This is a genomic window from Micromonospora echinaurantiaca, assembly GCF_900090235.1.
Taxonomy (GTDB): domain Bacteria; phylum Actinomycetota; class Actinomycetes; order Mycobacteriales; family Micromonosporaceae; genus Micromonospora; species Micromonospora echinaurantiaca.
In genome coordinates this window covers 1,069,042-1,086,843 of the sequence record NZ_LT607750.1, presented here as the reverse complement: position 1 = coordinate 1,086,843, position 17,802 = coordinate 1,069,042, and the positions used below count along the sequence as shown (strand labels likewise).

Genomic DNA, 17,802 nt, shown 5'->3' with positions numbered 1-17,802 from the left:
ATTCTGTAGCTAACCTTCCTTGACGGGCCATTGACGTGTAGTTAAGTTTCAACGAAACCAGAACGGGAGGTCGACCGTGGAGCGTAGGAAATTCCTGGCCGGTGCGGGTGCGGTGACCGCGGGAGCGGTCGCGGCGGCGGCCCCCGGCTCACCGGGCGCCGCAGCGCCCGGCATCCGCCGCGTGGAGACCGGCCTGGACGTGCTCGTCCGGTCCGGCTTCGCCGAACTCGCCGGCCAGCGGGTCGGTGTGATCTCGAATCCGACCGGTGTCGACGGGTCCTACCGGCACCTGGTTGACCTGATGCACGCCTCCGACGCGGTCCAGTTGGCCGCCGCGTTCGGCCCCGAGCACGGGTTCCGCGGCTCGGCGCAGGCCGGCGGCAGCGAGGGCACCGGCATCGACGCGCGCACCGGGATCACCGTCTACGACGCGTACGGGGCGTCGCTGGCCAAGTGGGAGACGATGTTCGGCCAGGCCGGCGTCGACACCGTCGTCTTCGACATCCAGGACGTGGGCGCCCGCTTCTACACCTACATCTGGACGATGTACACCTCGATGATGGCCGCCGCCCGGACCGGCAAGCGGTACGTCGTGCTGGACCGGCCCAACCCGATCGGCGGCCGGGCGTACGGGCCGATGATGGCCAGCGCCTACACCTCCGGCGTGGGGCTCAAGGAGATCGTCCAGCAGCACGGCATGACCGTGGGCGAGCTGGCCCGGTTCTTCAACGCCGAGTTCCTGCCGGCCGAGGCCGGCGGCCAGGTGGACCTGCACGTCGTCCGGTGTCGACACTGGAAGCGCGACAAGCTGGCCGCCGACACCGACCTGCCCTGGGTGATGCCCAGCCCGAACATGCCCACTCCGGACACCGCGCTGGTCTACCCCGGCACCGGGCTGTTCGAGGGCGTCGCCTCGATCACCGAGGGGCGGGGCACCTGCCGGCCGTTCGAGTTGATCGGCGGCCTGGCCGCCGACTTCGACTACCACTGGTCCGACCGGCTCAACGCCCGCGAACTGCCGGGCGTCGAGTTCCGCGAGGCGTACTTCACGCCGACCTCGGCCGGGCAGAAGCCGGCGCTGCTGAACAAGCTCTGCGCCGGCGTCGAGGTGAAGGTCGTCGACCGGGCGACGTACGACCCGATCCGCACCGCGGTGGCCATGCTGGTCGAGGCGCACAAGTACCCGGCGTTCGCCTGGCGGCAGGACTCCTGGGACGCCGCCCGGCCGTACTGGGTGGACAAGCTGACCGGCTCGCCCCGGCTGCGCACGATGATCGACGCGGGCGCCGACGTGGACGACGTGGTCGGCGCCTGGGCCGACGAGCTGGCCGACTTCAACCGGCGACGGGCCCCGTACCTGCTCTACTGAGGACGCATCCGACGCGGGCGCCGGGCTGATCAGTTGGTCAGCCCGGCGCCGCCTTTTCATCAGCCGGCCAGTTCACCGGAAACCGACTCACGTCGGCGGGCGGCTCGCTACCCTCGGCCTCGGGACCCACACGGACATCCGGCCGCCACTCGATCGGCGCGATCGCCGCTGACCAGGCGATCGACGTCCCGCCGGAACACACCGGCGGCAGGCCGTACGACTGGCGCGCGGGACACCCATGCCGATAGGAGCGCCATGCCCGGGAAGACCCGATCCCCCGCCCTGCACCTCATCGTCTGCCACACCGAACCCGCCGCCGAGCTCGCCGAGTTCATCGCCGCCTGCCAGGAACTGGGCTGGCAGGTGCACGCGGTCGCCGCCCCCGCCGAGTCGGTCGACCTCGCCGCCCTCACCGACCTCACCGACCATCCGATTTGGACGGACGAGCAGGCCGAGACGCTGCACCCGCTGCCGCCGGCCGACGCCTACGCGGTCGCGCCGGCCAGCTTCGACCTGGTCAACAAGTGGGCGTACGGGTTCAACGACAACCTGGCCCTGCGGCTGCTCAACGAGGCGACCTCGATCGGCCTGCCGGTCGTCGCCGTGCCGGCGCCGGATCCGGCGTTCGCCCGGCACCCCGCCTTCCTGGAGAGCCTGGACCGGCTGCGGCACTGGGGCGTGGCGGTCCCCTCGCCCGCCGAGCCGGGCGACGTCGACGACCCGGAGCCGTGGCACGTCGCCGTGCGGGTGATCGCCGGGTGGACGCGGTTCGCCCGGGTCCCCGCCCAGCAGCCGGCTGAGCCGGTGCGCGGCGTCGAGGAGCTGGCCCTGCAGTCCGGTTGACTCAGTCGGCCTGGTCGGCCAGCTCGCGGGCCCGGTCCCGGGCCGCCTCCAGCGCGGCGAGCAGCGCCGCGCGTACGCCGTGCTTCTCCAGCTCTCGCACGGCGGAGATGGTGGTGCCGGCCGGCGAGGTGACCGCCTCGCGCAGCTTCACCGGGTGTTCGCCGGAGTCGCGCAGCATCACCGCGGAGCCGATGGCGGTCTGCACGATCAGCTCGTGCGCCACCTGTCGGGGCAGGCCGAGCAGGATGCCGGCGTCGATCATCGCCTCGACCAGCAGGTAGAAGTAGGCCGGGCCGGAGCCGGAGAGCGCGGTGACCGCGTCCTGCTGCGACTCGGGCACCCGGATGGTGGCGCCCAGCGGCTTGAACATCTCCTCGGCCAGGGCCAGGTGCGTCCCGGTGGCGTGGGCGCCGGCGGAGATGGCGGTCATCGCCTCGTCGACCAGGGCGGGGGTGTTGGTCATCACCCGCACCACCGGGGTGCCCTCGGGCAGCCGCCGGTTGAAGAAGCTGGTCGGCAGGCCGGCGCAGAGCGAGATGACCAGCTTGTCGGCGGGCACCTTGGGCCCGATCTCGTCGAGCAGCGCCGCCGCGTCCTGCGGCTTGACCGAGACGGCGAGCACCTCCGCCTCGTCGACAGCGGTGAGGTTGTCGACCACGCGTACCCCGTAGCGGGCGGTCAGCTCCTCGGCGCGGGCCGGGCGCCGGGCGGTGGCCAGCAGCCGGTCGACCGGCCAACCCGAGCGCAGCAGCCCGGAGAGCATCAGCTCACCGATCTTGCCGGCGCCGATCACGGCGACCGTGTGCACCGCGTACCCCCTCCTGCCGTGGCCGGCGGCGCGGTGGGCCGGGTGGCCCGCCGCGCCGCCGCCGGTCGACTCAGCTGCCGAAGAAGACCTCGGCCTCGGCGTACCGCTCCAGCGGCACGGTCTTCAGCTCGCGGGTGGCCTCGGCCAGCGGCACCCGGACGATGTCCGTGCTCTGCATGGCGACCATCTTGCCCCAGTCGCCCTCGTGCGCCGCGTCGATCGCGTGCAGGCCGAGCCGGGTGGCCAGCACCCGGTCGAAGGCGGTGGGAGTGCCACCGCGCTGGATGTGGCCCAGCACGACGGTACGCGCCTCCTTGCCGGTCTTCGCCTCCAACTGCTCGGCCAGCCACTGGCCGATGCCGCCGAGGCGGACGTGACCGAACGCGTCCAGCTCCTGGTTCTGCAGGACCATCTGGCCCGCCAGCGGCTGCGCGCCCTCGGCGACCACCACGATCGGGGCGTACTGGTGCTGGAAGCGCTTCTCGACGTAGCCGGCGACCTGGTCGACGTCGAACTGCCGCTCGGGCAGCAGGATCACGTTGGCGCCACCGGCCAGGCCGGCGTGCAGGGCGATCCAGCCGGCGTGCCGGCCCATCACCTCGACCACCAGGGTGCGGTGGTGGCTCTCGGCGGTGGTGTGCAGCCGGTCGATCGCCTCCATGGCGATGTTGACGGCGGTGTCGAAGCCGAAGGTGTAGTCGGTGGCGCCGAGGTCGTTGTCGATCGTCTTCGGCACGCCGATCACGTGGACGCCGAGCTCGTGCAGCTTGGTGGCGACGCCGAGGGTGTCCTCACCGCCGATGGCGATCAGCGCGTCCACGCCCTGGGCGGCGAGGTTGTCCTTGATCCGCTCGACGCCGTTTTCGATCTTGAAGGGGTTGGTCCGCGAGGAACCGAGGATGGTGCCGCCGCGCGGCAGGATGCCGCGGACCTCCGCGATGCCCAGGGGGCGGGACAGGCCCTCCAGCGGACCCTTCCAGCCGTCCCGGAAACCCACGAACTCGTGGCCGTAGCTGGCGACGCCCTTGCGGACCACCGCCCGGATGACCGCGTTCAGACCCGGGCAGTCGCCGCCGCCGGTGAGCACGCCGATACGCATGATCTGCTCATCCTCCTGGGAGCATCAGATGAAGCCCGATATGCCCCAGGATATGTGTCGGATCAGACCATCGGCGCCGTTGCCGGCCCGGGGCGGGCCGTCAGTGGGCACTGTAGTCGGCGCGGCAGGGCGTCGACACCGCACCCCGGGGCCGGACCGGCTACCGGTCAGTAGCTGACCTCGCGGTTCTCCCCTGGCCCCGGCGGCGTGCCGGTCACCGCGGCCTTGGCGTAGCCGAGCAGGTTGACCACCGCGCCGCCCGGCGAGTCCCAGTACTCGGCGGAACCGGCGTGCACCTTGATCAGGGTGATCCCCGGGGTGTCTAGCCCGTCCGGAAACCACGCCGTCGACCATCGGGTGCCACAACCGCTGCGCCGTCGCCCGGTCGTAGCCCTCCTGCGCGGTGCCGGACACCGAGACCCACGACTGGTGTCTCGGGTCGGAAAAGGCGACGTTGACCTCCGGGTTGACCCGGAGCTGGCGCACCTTGGCCGAGTCCGCGTACGCGAAGAACCACAGGTCGCCGTCGAACTCGGCCTCCTGCAGCCCCATCGGCCGGCTCACCATCCGGCCGTCCAGGCCGGTCGTGGTCAGCATGCAGATCCGGGCCCGCCGGACCAGCTCGGTGACCCGGCGCCGGGCCTCGGCGGTGGTGCTCGGTTCACTCACGGCGTACCTCCTCGCATCGATCCGACGCGAATCCGGTGCCCGGGACAGAACCGACCAAACTTCCTAACCGGTCATCGCCCGCCACCGGGCCAGGTTGTGCCGGGCGTCCACCAGCGCGTCGTGCCGGGCCGCCGCGGCATCCGGCAGCGGCGGGCGGCCCCGGTCGTCCCAGAGCTGGCGCAGCTCCTTGGTGAACCGGGGGATCTCCCGGGGCAGCGCCGGCATCGCCCCCCACAGCTGCGCGAGCGCCACGTGGTCGTACGCGGCGTACCAGGCCCACAGCTCCAGCTGCTCGCCCGGGCGGTCCCGGATCGGCTCGACCAGGAAGTCGTACAGGTCGTCGCGGATGCGCTCGCGGGACCGCCAGGCCCGGTCGGCCGGTGAGGGGAGCTTGTCCAGCACGTTGCGGCGCACCCAGGGCACGGCACGGGAGTCGTCGAACTCGGTGGAGACCGCGTAGAACTCGCGGCCGTACTCGTCGACGACGCCGATCGACACCAGGTCGACGAGCCGGCCGTCCTCGATGAACTCGCAGTCGTAGAAATAGCGGTGAACCATCCCGGTCATCCTCGCCCACCCCCGCCGCCGCCGGACCGGCGGGTCGCCCATCCGGAAGCGGATCCGCACCTCATCGGCGGAACCGGCGCAGCTCGGGACTGTCACGGAACCGCATCCAGGGGTGTACAGCAAGCGACATGGCCGTCATGATCTGATGTGTACCGCTACCGGACGCCGAACCCGGTGTCAGTTCACCTTGTCAGGGGCCCGTCAGGTTCACCCGGTGAGCGATGTTGTGGTCCATGACCGGGGAGGGGTCGGCCGTGGAGATGCGCCTGCCGGAGCCGGGTGACGCGCTCACGGGTGTGGAGATGTTCGCCGGGCTGGAGCCCGAGGTGCGCCAGCGGGTGATCGCCGCGGCGGTGCCGCGGACGTACCGCAAGGGTCAGTTGCTCTTCGTGGAGAACGACCCCGGCGAGTCCCTGATCGTGCTGCGCCGCGGCGCGGTCGCGGTGTTCCGCACCGCGCCGACCGGCGAACGCGCGGTGCTGTCGGTGATCCGGCCGCCGGACGTGCTCGGCGAGGTGTCGCTGCTGGACGCCTCCACCCGCTCGGCCTCCGCCGAGGCGATCGAGGACTGCGCGGCGCTCGCGCTCTCCCGCGGCGCGTTCATGGAACTGGTGCACTCGAACCCGCGCATCCTGGACGCGGTGATGCGCTCGCTCGGCGGGCTGATCCGCCGGCTCACCGAGCAGAACGCCGACCACGTCTTTCTGGACCTGCCCGGCCGGGTGGCCAAGACGCTGGTCCGGCTGGCCGGCGAGAGCCAGGCCCCGATGATCACCATCGAGCTCAACCAGAGCCAGCTCGCCGAGATGGCCGGCGGCTCCCGGCAGAGCGTCAACCAGGCGATCGGCTCGTTCGCCAGCCGCGGCTGGCTGCGTACCGAGGGCCGGCGGATCGTGGTCACGGACGTGGCGGCACTGCGGCGTCGCGCCGGCATGAGCGAGCGCTGACCCCGGCCGCCACGCCGTTTCGGGTACGCCCGCACGGGCGGGCGGCGGCGGCCCGCCGCCCGCGCCGGTGGGTCACTTGTCGGTGTCGTCCGCCGGGGGCGAACTCGGACCCGGGCCGATCTTGCTGGGATCGGTGTCCTTGGGCTTGGTGGTCGTGGTCGTGGTCTCGGTCGAGCCAGCGCTCTGGCCCGCGGGCTGCTCTACCATGCCCTGCTCCTCCAGTTCGGCGAGAGTGACCGCGTCGACCTCGACCGTGTCGCCCGGACCCCACACCGTTCCACCCGGATCGGTCCAGAGGGCGGACAGTCGCACCTGCACGGCACTCTCCCTGTGGTCATTCTTTTCTGGTACGAGAGACTAGCCCCGACCGAACAGCGGTAAGGGCCGCCCGCACGTCGGGTACCCGACTGATCGGTCCCGGCGGGATACTGGGCTCTCTCGCGTACGGAGCTGGACATCGACCTCACCTGTGGACACTGCTCCCGGGCAGCCGGGCCGGACGACCGCTTCTGCGGTGGGTGCGGACGGCCGCTGTCCAGGACCTGTGCTGGCTGCGGCCACGCCAACAGCACCGAGGCGAACTTCTGCACCAACTGCGGCAATCCGCTGCGCGACCACGCCGTGACGGTGCAGGAGGACCGCCGCCAGGTCAGCGTGCTCTTCATCGACATCGTCGACTTCACCACGTACGCCGAGCAGGCCGACCCGGAGCAGGCCCGCGGCCTGCAACAGGCGTACTTCGCCACCGTGCGGCGGCTGGTGCACCAGTACGGCGGGGTGGTCGAGAAGTACATCGGCGACGCGGTGATGGCGCTGTTCGGCGCCCCCGTGGCGACCGACAACGACGCGCTGCGCTGCGTCCGCGCCGGGCTGGAGCTCCAGCGCAACCTGGCCCGGCAGGCCACCGGGCCGCACCCGTTGCAGTTCCGGGTCGGCATCGCCACCGGCGAGGCGCTGGTCGACCTCTCCGCGACCCGGGACGGCGGTCAGGCGTTCGTCACCGGCGACGTGGTCAACACCGCCTCCCGGTTGCAGGGGTTGGCCCCGCCCGGCGGGGTCGTGGTCGACGAGAGCACCTGGGCGGCCACCCGGCACGAGATGGAGTACACCGACCAGCCGCCGGTGACGCTGCGCGGGCGGTCCACGGTCAGCCGGATCTGGCTGGCGGAACGGGCCCGGCCCCGGCGCGACCCGCACACCGCCGAGCTGACCCCGATGGTCAACCGGGACCACGAACGCGGCCTGCTGGTCAACGCCCTGCACCGCATCGTCACCGAGCGCACCTCGCAGCTGGTGACGGTGTTCGGCCCGGCCGGGGTGGGCAAGAGCCGGCTGCTGCGCGAGCTGGCCCGACACGCCGCCAACCTGCCCGGCGCCCGGGTCACCTGGCTGGTCGGTCAGTGCCCGCCGTTCGGCGAGAACGTCACCTACGCCGCGCTGGCCGACATCGTGAAGAACTGGGTGGGGCTGCCGGACAGCGACGACGCCTCGGCGCTGCGCGAGCGGCTGCGCCAGCGGTTGGGCCGGCTGGCCGACCCGCACGCGGTCCGGCTCGCCGAGGCGCTCGGCCCGCTGCTGGGCCTGCCCGGGGAGCGGCTGACCCCGGTCGAGACCGAGACCGCCTGGCGGCGCTTCCTGCTCACCCTGGCCGCGACCGAGCCGACGGTGCTGGTCTTCGAGGACATGCACTGGGCGGACGCGGCGATGCTGTCCTTCGTGGAGCAGCTCGGCGCGGCGGCCCGGGGGGTGCCGCTGCTGATCGTCGCGACCGCCCGGCCCGAGCTGCGCGAGCGGCACCCGGCCTGGACCGGCACGATCAGCGGCGCGATGTCGATCTCGGTGCCGCCGATGCACGACGGCGACATCGACACCCTCTACTCGCTACTGCTCGGGCAGGCCACCCTGCCGGTGACGGCCCGCGAACCGCTGATCGAGTTCGCCGACGGCAACCCGCTCTACGCCCAGGAGTACGCCCGGATGCTGCTCGACGGCGGCCTGGTCGACCCGGCGGCGAACGCCGTCCGACTCGACCCGGCCGGCGGGCCCGGGATGCCCCGCACGGTGCAGGCGGTCATCGCCAACCGGCTGGACCTGCTCGACCCGGCCGACCGGGCGGTGTTGCAGGCCGCCTCGGTGGTCGGCGTGCAGTTCTGGCCCGGGCCGGTGGCGGTGGCGCTGGGCCGCCCGGCGGAGTGGGTGGAACGGGCGCTGCACCGGTTGCAGCGCCGGGACCTGGTCTACGAGCTGCCCAGCTCGACGATGCCCGGCCAGCCGGAGTACCGGTTCCGGCACATCCTGGTGCGGGACGTCTGCTACCAGCGGCTGCCCCGAGCCGAGCGGGTGCTGCGCCACCAGCACACCGCCGACTGGCTGGAGCAGCTCACCGACGGCCGGCAGTACGACCTGGCCGAGGTGCTGGCCAACCACCGGTGGACCGCGCACGAGATCGCCCGCACGATCGGCCTCGACCCGGCCCCGTACGCCGTGGCCACCCGGACCGCGCTGCACCGCGCGGCCCGCCGGGCGTACGAGCTGCACGCGCTGGACACCGCAGCCACCCTGGTCGACCGGGCGCTCGCCGTCGACTGCGGGCCGGATCCGGCGCTCGAACTGTTCCACGCCGAGCTGGCCTTCTACCGCGACAGCGACGCGTTCCTGGTCGACGGCGGCACGGACACCCTGGTCCGGCTGGCCGACCGGCTGATCGCGGCGGGCGACCGGCCGGCCGCCGCGAAGGCGTGGACGCTGCTGGCCACCGCCGCGTGGAGCCGGGCCGACCGGTCGGAGACGCTGCGCTGCCTGGACCGTGCGATCAGCCTGCACGACGGCCTGCCGGACAGCCAGGAGAAGGCCGGCGCGCTGCTCGAACTGGCCCGGGTGCACATGCTCAACGCGGAGACCGAGCCGGCCTGCGCGGCCGCCCAGGCGGCGGCCGAGCTGGCCGAGCGGCTGAGCCTGCACGAGGCGCTGGCGAACGCCCGGATCACCCTCGCGGTGGCCCGCTACCTGGCCGGCTTCGAGGAGGCGTACGCGGAGCTGGCCGAGGTCACCGAGCAGTGCCGGGTGGAGCGGCTGACCAGCCGCCGCCGGGCGGTGCACAACCTGTCCTGGGTCCTGCAGGAGGAGGGCGACCTGGCCGGCTCGGTCCGGCTGATCGACGAGCAGCGCTCCCTCGACCTGGGCGGCGAACACGGCCTGACCATCGGGTTCGCCGACCAGTGGGCCCGGTCGTACTACGCCGGCGAGTGGGTGGCGGCGCTGGAGATGGCGGACGGGGCGACCCAGGGCCCGACCGCCGAGTGGGACACCCACATCGTGGCGGTGTCCGGCTGGATCCGGACGCTCGGCGCCGAGCCGGACCCGACCGGCCCCGACCTGCTGGAGAAGGCCCTCGCGGCGGCCCGGCGCAGCGGCTTCCACCGGGTGCTGCGGGTCACCCTGGCGCACGCCGCGCTCTGCCGGGCGGTGCAGGGCCGCCGGGACGAGGCGATGGCGCTGCTCACCGAGTTGGACGAGGACTGGCGGCAGACCCGCATGATCCCGTTCGCCGAGTGGGTGCCGGCGGTCGGCCACCTCGCCGCGCTGCTCGGCGCGGACGCGGCGCGACTCGTCCGGGATCTGCTGCGCCGCTCACCCCGGACGACCCCGTGGGCGCGGGCCGCCGGGCAGTCCGCCGACGCCACGCTGGCCTGGCGGGACGGCGACCCGCGCACCGCCGCCGACCTGCTCGCCGCGGCGGCGCAGGGCTACGCGCGGATGACCGACCGGACCGACCACATCCTCGCCACCGCGCTCTCGGTCGGTCCGCTGTCCGAGGTGGACCCGGCCGCCGCGGCCGCCGCGCTGACCCGGGTACGCGAGTTCGCCGACCGCAACGCCGCCCCCGGCCTCCTCCACCTTCCCACCCCCCGCTGACCCCTCTCCCCGCCGCCCGCCCGCCGCGCCTCCCGTCCGGGCCGCGCACGTTCAGAGAACGAGTGGCCAAGACGCCGCGGATAGCCACTCATTCAGTGAACGTGCGCGCTGGGATGCGGGCGTTGGAGGGGCGGGAGGGGGTGGGTCAGACGGGGACGGGTTCGCGGGGGGTGGGTGGGGTGGGTGGGGTGGGCTGGTTCTTGAGCTTCTGGGCGTAGATGTCGACGTACTCGCGGCCGGAGAGCTCCATCAGCTCGTACATGATCTCGTCGGTGACCGCGCGCTCGACGAACCGGTCACCGGCCAGCCCCCGGTAGCGGCTGAAGTCCAGCGGCGCGCCGAACCGGATCCGCACCCGCTTGAGCTTCGGGATGAGCTGGCCCGGCGGCTGGATCTCGTCGAGGTTGAGCATCACCACCGGGACCACCGGCGCGCCGCTCTCCAGGGCGAGCCGGGCCACCCCGGTCTTGCCCCGGTAGAGCCGACCGTCCGGCGAGCGGGTGCCCTCCGGGTAGATGCCGGCGATGCCGCCGGCCCGCAGCACCTTCAGCTGGGTGTCCAGCGCGGCGCGGGCGGCCCGTCCGCCGGACCGGTCCACCGGGATGGTGCCGGTGCCGACGAAGAACATCCGGGTCAGCCAGCCCTTGATCCCCTTGCCGGTGAAGTACTCGGCCTTCGCGACGAAGGTGACCTTCCGCGGGGTGATCAGCGGAGTGAAGATCGAGTCGGAGAACGAGAGGTGGTTGCTGGCCAGGATGACCGGGCCGGTGTCCGGTACGTGGTGCAGGCCCTCCACCTGCGGGCGGAAGATCAGCCTCAGCAGCGGCCCGAGGAGGACGTACTTCAACAGCCAGTACAGCACCGGCGTCCTTTCCCATGGTGTGCCCGGGACAGCACCCGTGCGGGGTGCTGCCGTCGCCGACGAGCCTACGGAGCGCGGGGCACCCGCCACAACGGACGACCGATCAGCGTCGTCACCCGACCGGCGCCCGCCACCTGCCGTCGCGCCGGCGTCGCCACAACGCCCGCAGTTCCACCCCGATCAGCCCGAGCAGCACGATCGTGGCCGGAACCACCACCCAGGCCCGCCACCCGCCTTCCCGCACCAGCTCCGGGCCGCGGACGCCGGTGCAGACCAGCGCGACGACCAGCACGGGCAGCCGGGTCGTATGCCGAGCTGCCATCGCCACGTCCTCCCGCCGCAGGTCGCCCCGCCACACCTACGGCGACCGTCGTGAGCAGGGTAGCGAGGTCGACGGTCCGGGCGACCCTCCGGTCAACGGTCGGTCCACATGGGATAGCTGGCTCATGCCGGCCGGTCGGGTGGGCCCGGGCGGCGCCGGGCCACCTGCCGGGCGACGTGCCGCAGGGTCGCCGGCTGCCCGTGCAGCGCCGCGTTGATCGCGCCGAAGGCCACCCCGGGCGCCCGCTGCGCGCGATCCAGGTCGCCGGCCACCCGGGCGATGACGGCCAGCCGGCAGCGCAGGTCGAACAGTTCCCGCCGCGAGCCGAGCAGCGCGCTCTCCAGCCCTCTCACCCGCTCCCGCAGCCACGCCAACTCGACCGCCTCGTCCACCCTGCCGCTCCCTCCGCTCGATCGCCGCGGCGTCCGTCCGGTGGGTTCGGGTCTCCGCCGGACGGACGCCACCAGGACACTCTGCGACACTCGAGGAGTCTGCGCAACTAGGTATACCTAAAACGGCACTACCGAATCGTCCTACGGTCGCCGGGTGGGTGACGTACCGGGACCCCTGGTCGGTCCGCACGAGCTCCAGGAGATGCTCGGCGTGAGTCGCACCCGGATGCGGCAACTCGTTCGCTATCCGACCTTTCCCGCACCCTTCCAACGGCTGCACGGGATGACCGTCTGGCTGCGGGCCGACGTGGAGGCGTGGATCGCCGAGCACCGGCCGCCGCGGGTGACCGACGGCGACGAGCCCGAGTGAGGCAGCGAATACGCCGTCGGCGATGCCCCGGGCGGCTCGCCGGCTGAGCGGGCGATCACCTGACGCGCCCCTAGCAGAAAGAGACATACAGCCCCGGCCGCGACCAGCGACCGGGGCGCCGACTTTGGAAGACGCGACACAACGCACTCCCGGAACCGGGTGCCGACGTGTCACGATTCAAGGCACGGCGTACGGGTGGCGCCGCAGGGGGCGGGAGCGGCCGCGCCGTTCGGCGCGATGAGGAGGATTGTCCGGTGTCAGCGGGTGGAGCCCGCCGGGGGCGGCGGGACAACGGGCTCGACGCGAGCGAGTACGCGGTCGCGGGCGACGTGGATCCGCGCATCGGCGAGCACCTGCTCGACGTCCTCGCGGCCGGCGGGATCGCCGCGTACCTGCAACCGTCGGCCGACCTCAACCCGGTCACCCGCACCACCACGGTCCCGTCCCGCCCGGTCGACCGGCTCTACGTCGACCGGTCGCACCTGACCACCGCCCGCGACTACCTCACCCAGCTCACCGACGAGGCGCCCACCGACCGGCCCCGCCCCGACGAGCCCGACATCGAGGCCGAGTGGGCCCGGATCGTGGCCGGCTTCCACGCCACCCCGACCGCCGGCGACAACCCGTGGCCCGCCGCCGAGGACGTCGACCCGGACGAGCCGACCAAGAGCGGCCCGGTCACCCGCACCGGCGCCGACGAGCCGGGCGGGCCGACCGCCACCGACGTGCGCCGGCTGCCGTACGCGGCGGACATCTCCGGGATCTCGGTGGGGCCCGACCGGCAGGACGAGCCGTCGCTGCTGGACGGGCTGGACACGTTCGGCGCCGACCTGCCCGACGACGAGGACGAGCGCTACACCCCGCCGCCGCCCCCGCCGCTGCCGCGCATCTCCAAGTACGCGGCGGCCGGCGTGCTGGCGATCGTCGTCGGTTTCCTGCTCTTCCTCTTCCCCGACCTGCTCCCGGTGGACCGGGCGGTGGTCACCCTGTTCGGGTTCACCGGCATCCTCGCCGGCTTCGTCACGTTGATCTGGCGGCTGCGCCCCGGCGACTCCGACGACGACGACCCGGACGACGGCGCCGTCGTCTGACCTCCCGCCCGCCACCCGACGCCGCCCCGCGCGACGACTCACACCCTCAGCCGGCCCAGCGCGACCCGCGGCTCTGATCCGGCCCCGCACGACCCACTGCCGGACGCCGCCCGACCGCGAACTGCTCCCTGAACCGACCCCGCCCCCACGCCACCCCCACCCCAACCCGCGGCCTGAACCGGCCCCGCCCTACCGCGATCCGCGCCCTGCGCTGGCCCGCAAGACCGACCGGCGACGCCCCCTGACGGCGACCGCGACCTGCGGGCTCTGAGCCCGCCCCGCAGCCTTGAAGCCCCGCCGGCGCGACGCGAATCGCGCCCTCCAACACCCCGGCCTGTCGTCTTGGGTCGAGAAGGTGCTTCGCAAGGGTGATACCTCACAGGCATTTTGATGACTCTGAGGTATCACCCTCGTTCTCGAATGGCCCGCCCGGCAATCCATCGGCTCGCCCGGTCGCCGTGATCGACTCCGTGCCGCCGATATCGCGGGGTCCCGCTCGCGTCGACACCCCGTTCCGGCGGCATGGAGTCGATCAAGCGGAGGCCGCCCACCGGCCCGGCTGAGCCCCACGTCTCCGCCCGGATGGCGGGACGGGGGTCGACCCACGCCTCAGGCGTAACAGTGGTGTAACTTACTGTCAGTAGGAATACCGCTGTCCGTCACTTCCCCCGCTGACTGCCCGGTTGTTCCTCGCTCGCGGCGGTCACACCCCTGGTGATCGGAATGCCCGAGATGCGACAGAGTTCCCTCGTAGTGGTGGCCAACCGTCTGCCCATCGACGACAGCGTCGCCCCGGACGGGGCCTGCGAATGGCGCCGCAGCCCCGGCGGCCTGGTCAGCGCGCTGCACCCGCTGCTGCGGGCGGCCCCGGCGACCTGGGTCGGCTGGGCCGGCGGCACCGGGCCGGCGCCCGTCCTGCCGGACGTGGACGGCGTGCGCATGCACACCGTGCCGCTCAACCAGGCCGACCTGCGGGACCACTACGAAGGCTTCGCCAACTCCACCCTCTGGCCCCTCTACCACGACGCGGTCGAGCAACCGGTGCACCACCGCCGCTGGTGGGAGGCGTACCAGCGGGTCAACCAGCGGTTCGCCGAGGCCACCGCCGAGGTGGCCGAGCCGGGCGCGCTGGTCTGGGTGCAGGACTACCACCTGCAACTGGTGCCGGGCCTGCTCCGCGCGCTCCGGCCGGACCTGCGCATCGGTTTCTTCCTGCACGTGCCGTTCCCGCCGCCGGAGCTGTTCATGCAGCTGCCCCGCCGGGCCGAACTGCTGCGCGGCATGCTCGGCGCGGACCTGGTCGGCTTCCAGCGGGCGCAGGCCGCGCACAACTTCGCCCAGCTGGCGGTGAAGGTGCTCCAGCTACCGGCCACCGACCGGCGGATCGCCGTGGACGACCGGGTGGTCCGGATCGGCGCGTTCCCGGTCTCCATCGACACCACCGAGATGGCCGCCCTGGCCAACCGCCCCGACGTGGCCGCCCGGGCCCAGCGGCTGCGCCACGACCTCGGCAACCCCGGCCAGGTGATCCTCAGCGTCGACCGGATGGACTACACCAAGGGCATCGAGCAGCGGCTCAAGGCCTACAGCGAGCTGCTCGCCGACGGGCACGTCAAGGTGCGCGACACGGTGCTGGTGCAGGTCGCGGTGCCCAGCCGGGAACGGGTCGGCCAGTACCAGGACCTGCGCGAGCGGGTGGAGCGCGAGGTCGGGCGGATCAACGGCGAGTTCGGCCGGGTCGGCGAGCCGGCCATCCACTACCTCACCCAGCCCTTCGACCGGGCCGAGCTGACCGCCCTCTACCGGGTCGCCGACGTGATGGCGGTGACCCCGCTGCGGGACGGCATGAACCTGGTCGCCAAGGAGTACGTCGCGGCGCGGGTGGACGACGCCGGGGCGCTGCTGCTCAGCGAGTTCGCCGGCGCCGCCGCCGAACTGTCCCAGGCGTACCTGGTCAACCCGCACGACCTGGAGGGCCTCAAGCTGGGGCTGCTCACCGCGCTGCGGGCGGACCCGGCCGACGTCCGCGAGCGGATGCGGGCCATGCGGGCGCACCTGCAGCGGCACGACATCCGCGCCTGGGCGCGCTCCTACCTCTCCGCGCTCGACGAGAGCGACTCGCTGCTCACCCGGCTGGGCGCCACCGCCTGACGGCGACCGGGTCAGGGTCGGCGCTCGGGCGCCGGCTCCTTCGCCAGCCAGTCCAGGATCGCGTCGATCGGCTCCCGCCAGCGGGCGTCCAGCATCAGGTCGTGCCCCATGCCGGGGAAGAGCAGCGGCGCCGAGCCGTACCGGCGGGCGGCCCGGGTCAGCGCGGCCGGCGGGACGATCCGGTCGTCCGGGCTGCCCAGCACCAGCACCGGCGGCCGACCCACCGCCGGTTCCGGGTCGGCGTGGGTGAGCAGCTGCCACTGGGCGCGCCGGCCGGCCCGGCCCAGCCGGGACACGTACCCCCGGGCGTCCGCGTCGGGCAGTTCCCGGCTGAACAGCTGCCGGCGGTTCAGCCGCAACCGCCCGCCGAACACCGCCGGCAACGTGCCGGCCGGGTTGCGGCGCAGCGCGGCACCGAACGTCGCCCAGCCGCCGAGCACCGGCGCGACCAGCACCGCGGCCCGGGCCGGGTAGCGGGCGAGGGCGTGCGCCACCACCAGCGCCCCGGCGCCGTGCCCGACCAGCACCGCCTGGCGCGGCAGGCCCGCCGCCACCTGCACCACGTCATGGGCGTACGCCCGCAGGGTCGCCTCCGGTGCCGGGCCGCTGCCGCCGTGCCCGCGCAGGCTCAGCGCGTACGCCGGGAAACCGCGACCGGCGGCGTGCCCCAGCCAGTGCTCGGCGAACGCCCACGCGCCGTGCCCGAACCCCGGCACGAACAGCAGCGGCGGCCGGCCCTCCTCCAGCTCCGGCGTGGCCGCGAGCACCTCGCGCCGGACCGGGCGGACCGGGCGGGCCCACTCCCGCCCCCGCATCACCCGCACCCGCTCGCTCACGCCGCCGCTCCGCTGCGCCGCGCGGCGCCGTGAGGCACGGCCGCACTGAGCCGGATGGTTCGCTCACTGCGCTCGCTCACTTGTCCTCCAGGTCGTGCAGTGCGCGCTGGACGGCGCGCAGGTAGTCGGCGTGCCCGACCTCGAACCAGTGCCGGGTGCTGTCCTTGACCGGGCCGGTGTACCGCTCCCCCGCCCGCGCCTGCACCTTGGCGGCGAACGCCGCGGCCCGCTCGGGGCGGGTCTGCCGCAGCCGCAGCAGCCGGGCGAAGAGCACCATCTGCCAGTGCGACAGCGGGAAGAGGCCGGAGTCCGGCTGGAGCAGGCCGGCCACCGCCAGGGTGGGATGCCCGGGGGCGAACGCGTGCAGCCAGAGCGTGGGCCGGCCGGTCCCGCCGTCGTCGCCGAGCACCTTCGGGTCGAGGAACTCGAAGCGCGGCAGGTAGCCGGTGGCGAAGACGACCAGCTCCGGGTCGATCCGGCGGCCGTCGGTCAGCTCCACCCCGTACGCGTCGAAGCGGGCGACGTCCGGCACCGGGCTGATCCGGCCGTGGCCGACGTAGTAGACGAGCTGGCTGTTGGCGATCGGGTGCGTCTCGTAGACCCGGTGGTCGGGCTTGGGCAGGCCGTACCGGGTCAGGTCGCCGACGGTCAGCCGCAGCGTCCAGTGGTAGAGCCACTGGCGTACCCGGCGGGGCACCCGCAGCGCGAGCAGCGAGTCGTTGACCTGGTCGGCCGGGCGGCCGAGCACGTACTTCGGCGCGTACCAGTAGCCCCGGCGGGTGGAGTGCCAGCATTGGGCGGCCTGCTGGGCGGCCTCCACGGCGATGTCGCACCCGGTGTTGCCGGCGCCGACCACCAGCACCCGCTTGCCGCGCAGCTGCGCCGGGTCCTGGTACGACGAGGCGTGCATGACCTCGCCGCGGAACTGCTCCAGCCCCTCGTAGCGGGGCAGCTTCGGCGACCAGTTGTGCCCGTTGGCCACCACCACCGCCGCGTACCGGGCGGTGCGCTCTGGGCCGTAGCCGCCGGTGCTGCGGGTGGTGACGTCCCAGCGGTCCCCCTCGGCCGGCTCGACCCGCACCACCTCGGTGCCGAACCAGATGTGCGCGCGCAGGTCGAAGTGGTCGGCGTACCGCTCGAAGTAGGACAGCAGCTGGCTGTGGTGTGGGTAGTCCGGCCAGTCGTCCGGCATCGGGAAGTCCGGGAACTGGGTGAACGGCCGGGACGAGATCAGGTGCGTGCTGGCGTACACCGGGCTGCGGTCGTGTCGCCAGTTCCACGCGCCGCCGACGCCGGTCTCCCGCTCGTAGCAGTCGACGCCGAAGCCGTGCTCCTTGAGGTTCTTGATGGCGGTGAGGCCGCTGGCCCCGGCGCCGATGACGCAGACCGTGTCGCCCCGGTCGGAGACCGGGCGGCCGTCACGGGTCAGGGCGACCGTGGTCGCCTCCGGGTCGGGCCGGCCGGGGTCGGTGGAGGTGGGCACCGGGGGAATCTCCTTTTGTGCGGCACGAGTGCCGGGTCGCGCGAAATCCTCTCCACATCAGCGCCGGTTGTCCAGCCC

17 protein-coding genes and 1 pseudogene are annotated in these 17,802 nt (G+C 73.3%); 7 read left to right on the top strand and 11 right to left on the bottom strand.

The features are described from left to right. Positions 1-76 precede the first annotated feature (76 nt). Positions 77-1,369: an exo-beta-N-acetylmuramidase NamZ family protein gene (locus tag GA0070609_RS05085; protein WP_088992716.1), complete on the top strand. Its 1,293-nt coding sequence runs from the start codon at positions 77-79 to the stop codon at positions 1,367-1,369. 255 nt (positions 1,370-1,624) lie between these two features. After that, positions 1,625-2,212, top strand: coding sequence for a flavoprotein (locus GA0070609_RS05080; protein ID WP_088992715.1), 588 nt, complete (start codon positions 1,625-1,627; stop codon positions 2,210-2,212). A gap of 1 nt (position 2,213) precedes the next feature. On the opposite strand, the gene proC is transcribed toward GA0070609_RS05080, so the two are convergent. The 5 genes and pseudogenes from proC to GA0070609_RS05060 all read right to left on the bottom strand — a co-directional run bounded on the left by proC (position 2,214) and on the right by GA0070609_RS05060 (position 5,346). After that, entirely contained in the window at positions 2,214-3,020 is an 807-nt protein-coding gene (gene proC / locus GA0070609_RS05075) for a pyrroline-5-carboxylate reductase (RefSeq protein ID WP_088992714.1), read from the bottom strand. A 70-nt stretch (positions 3,021-3,090) separates the two neighbouring features. Continuing rightward, positions 3,091-4,119 (bottom strand): 6-phosphofructokinase, encoded by a 1,029-nt coding sequence (locus GA0070609_RS05070; RefSeq protein WP_088992713.1) that lies wholly within the window; start codon positions 4,117-4,119, stop codon positions 3,091-3,093. A 167-nt stretch (positions 4,120-4,286) separates the two neighbouring features. Further along, positions 4,287-4,415 (bottom strand): hypothetical protein, encoded by a 129-nt coding sequence (locus tag GA0070609_RS34800; RefSeq protein ID WP_269459275.1) that lies wholly within the window; start codon positions 4,413-4,415, stop codon positions 4,287-4,289. A 109-nt stretch (positions 4,416-4,524) separates the two neighbouring features. Then, positions 4,525-4,716, bottom strand: a pseudogene (locus GA0070609_RS34795) (pyridoxamine 5'-phosphate oxidase family protein); the annotation flags it as partial. 135 nt (positions 4,717-4,851) lie between these two features. After that, the gene (locus GA0070609_RS05060; protein WP_088997508.1) at positions 4,852-5,346 is read right to left on the bottom strand and encodes a polyadenylate-specific 3'-exoribonuclease AS; all 495 of its coding nucleotides are present in this window, start codon (positions 5,344-5,346) and stop codon (positions 4,852-4,854) included. Positions 5,347-5,609: 263 nt separating this feature from the next. On the opposite strand from GA0070609_RS05060, the gene GA0070609_RS05055 reads away from it, so the two are divergent. After that, a complete protein-coding gene (locus GA0070609_RS05055; RefSeq protein WP_088997507.1) occupies positions 5,610-6,302 on the top strand; it encodes a Crp/Fnr family transcriptional regulator in 693 nt (230 codons plus the stop codon). A gap of 72 nt (positions 6,303-6,374) precedes the next feature. On the opposite strand, the gene GA0070609_RS05050 is transcribed toward GA0070609_RS05055, so the two are convergent. Next, positions 6,375-6,620, bottom strand: coding sequence for a hypothetical protein (locus tag GA0070609_RS05050; protein ID WP_088992712.1), 246 nt, complete (start codon positions 6,618-6,620; stop codon positions 6,375-6,377). 132 nt (positions 6,621-6,752) lie between these two features. On the opposite strand from GA0070609_RS05050, the gene GA0070609_RS05045 reads away from it, so the two are divergent. Beyond that, the gene (locus GA0070609_RS05045) at positions 6,753-10,217 is read left to right on the top strand and encodes an AAA family ATPase (protein WP_331716933.1); all 3,465 of its coding nucleotides are present in this window, start codon (positions 6,753-6,755) and stop codon (positions 10,215-10,217) included. A gap of 145 nt (positions 10,218-10,362) precedes the next feature. Here GA0070609_RS05045 and GA0070609_RS05040 read toward each other — a convergent pair whose 3' ends face one another. The 3 genes from GA0070609_RS05040 to GA0070609_RS05030 all read right to left on the bottom strand — a co-directional run bounded on the left by GA0070609_RS05040 (position 10,363) and on the right by GA0070609_RS05030 (position 11,793). Next, complete coding sequence (locus GA0070609_RS05040) at positions 10,363-11,079, bottom strand: lysophospholipid acyltransferase family protein (protein WP_088992710.1); 717 nt, start codon at positions 11,077-11,079, stop codon at positions 10,363-10,365. A gap of 112 nt (positions 11,080-11,191) precedes the next feature. After that, positions 11,192-11,401 (bottom strand): hypothetical protein, encoded by a 210-nt coding sequence (locus GA0070609_RS05035; RefSeq protein WP_157748062.1) that lies wholly within the window; start codon positions 11,399-11,401, stop codon positions 11,192-11,194. A gap of 122 nt (positions 11,402-11,523) precedes the next feature. After that, complete coding sequence (locus GA0070609_RS05030; protein ID WP_088992708.1) at positions 11,524-11,793, bottom strand: hypothetical protein; 270 nt, start codon at positions 11,791-11,793, stop codon at positions 11,524-11,526. A 154-nt stretch (positions 11,794-11,947) separates the two neighbouring features. On the opposite strand from GA0070609_RS05030, the gene GA0070609_RS05025 reads away from it, so the two are divergent. The 3 genes from GA0070609_RS05025 to GA0070609_RS05015 all read left to right on the top strand — a co-directional run bounded on the left by GA0070609_RS05025 (position 11,948) and on the right by GA0070609_RS05015 (position 15,405). Continuing rightward, positions 11,948-12,163 carry a helix-turn-helix transcriptional regulator gene (locus GA0070609_RS05025; RefSeq protein WP_088992707.1) on the top strand — a complete coding sequence of 72 codons (216 nt, stop codon included), beginning with the start codon at positions 11,948-11,950 and terminating at the stop codon, positions 12,161-12,163. Positions 12,164-12,417: 254 nt separating this feature from the next. Continuing rightward, entirely contained in the window at positions 12,418-13,254 is an 837-nt protein-coding gene (locus GA0070609_RS05020) for a hypothetical protein (RefSeq protein ID WP_088992706.1), read from the top strand. A 732-nt stretch (positions 13,255-13,986) separates the two neighbouring features. After that, positions 13,987-15,405 (top strand): alpha,alpha-trehalose-phosphate synthase (UDP-forming), encoded by a 1,419-nt coding sequence (locus tag GA0070609_RS05015; RefSeq protein ID WP_088997506.1) that lies wholly within the window; start codon positions 13,987-13,989, stop codon positions 15,403-15,405. 11 nt (positions 15,406-15,416) lie between these two features. Here GA0070609_RS05015 and GA0070609_RS05010 read toward each other — a convergent pair whose 3' ends face one another. Both GA0070609_RS05010 and GA0070609_RS05005 read right to left on the bottom strand, forming a co-directional pair. Then, positions 15,417-16,220: an alpha/beta hydrolase gene (locus tag GA0070609_RS05010; protein ID WP_408630657.1), complete on the bottom strand. Its 804-nt coding sequence runs from the start codon at positions 16,218-16,220 to the stop codon at positions 15,417-15,419. 97 nt (positions 16,221-16,317) lie between these two features. Further along, positions 16,318-17,724 carry a flavin-containing monooxygenase gene (locus GA0070609_RS05005; RefSeq protein WP_088992704.1) on the bottom strand — a complete coding sequence of 469 codons (1,407 nt, stop codon included), beginning with the start codon at positions 17,722-17,724 and terminating at the stop codon, positions 16,318-16,320. Positions 17,725-17,802: the final 78 nt, after the last annotated feature.

Bases quoted from the DNA above. Each gene is read 5' to 3' on its own strand.
- GA0070609_RS05010 (WP_408630657.1), bottom strand. From the start codon at position 16,220: ATGCGGGGGCGGGAGTGGGCCCGCCCGGTCCGCCCGGTCCGGCGCGAG.
- GA0070609_RS05070 (WP_088992713.1), bottom strand. From the start codon at position 4,119: ATGCGTATCGGCGTGCTCACCGGCGGCGGCGACTGCCCGGGTCTGAAC.
- GA0070609_RS05015 (WP_088997506.1), top strand. From the start codon at position 13,987: ATGCGACAGAGTTCCCTCGTAGTGGTGGCCAACCGTCTGCCCATCGAC.
- GA0070609_RS05035 (WP_157748062.1), bottom strand. From the start codon at position 11,401: ATGGCAGCTCGGCATACGACCCGGCTGCCCGTGCTGGTCGTCGCGCTG.
- GA0070609_RS05080 (WP_088992715.1), top strand. From the start codon at position 1,625: ATGCCCGGGAAGACCCGATCCCCCGCCCTGCACCTCATCGTCTGCCAC.
- GA0070609_RS05060 (WP_088997508.1), bottom strand. From the start codon at position 5,346: ATGGTTCACCGCTATTTCTACGACTGCGAGTTCATCGAGGACGGCCGG.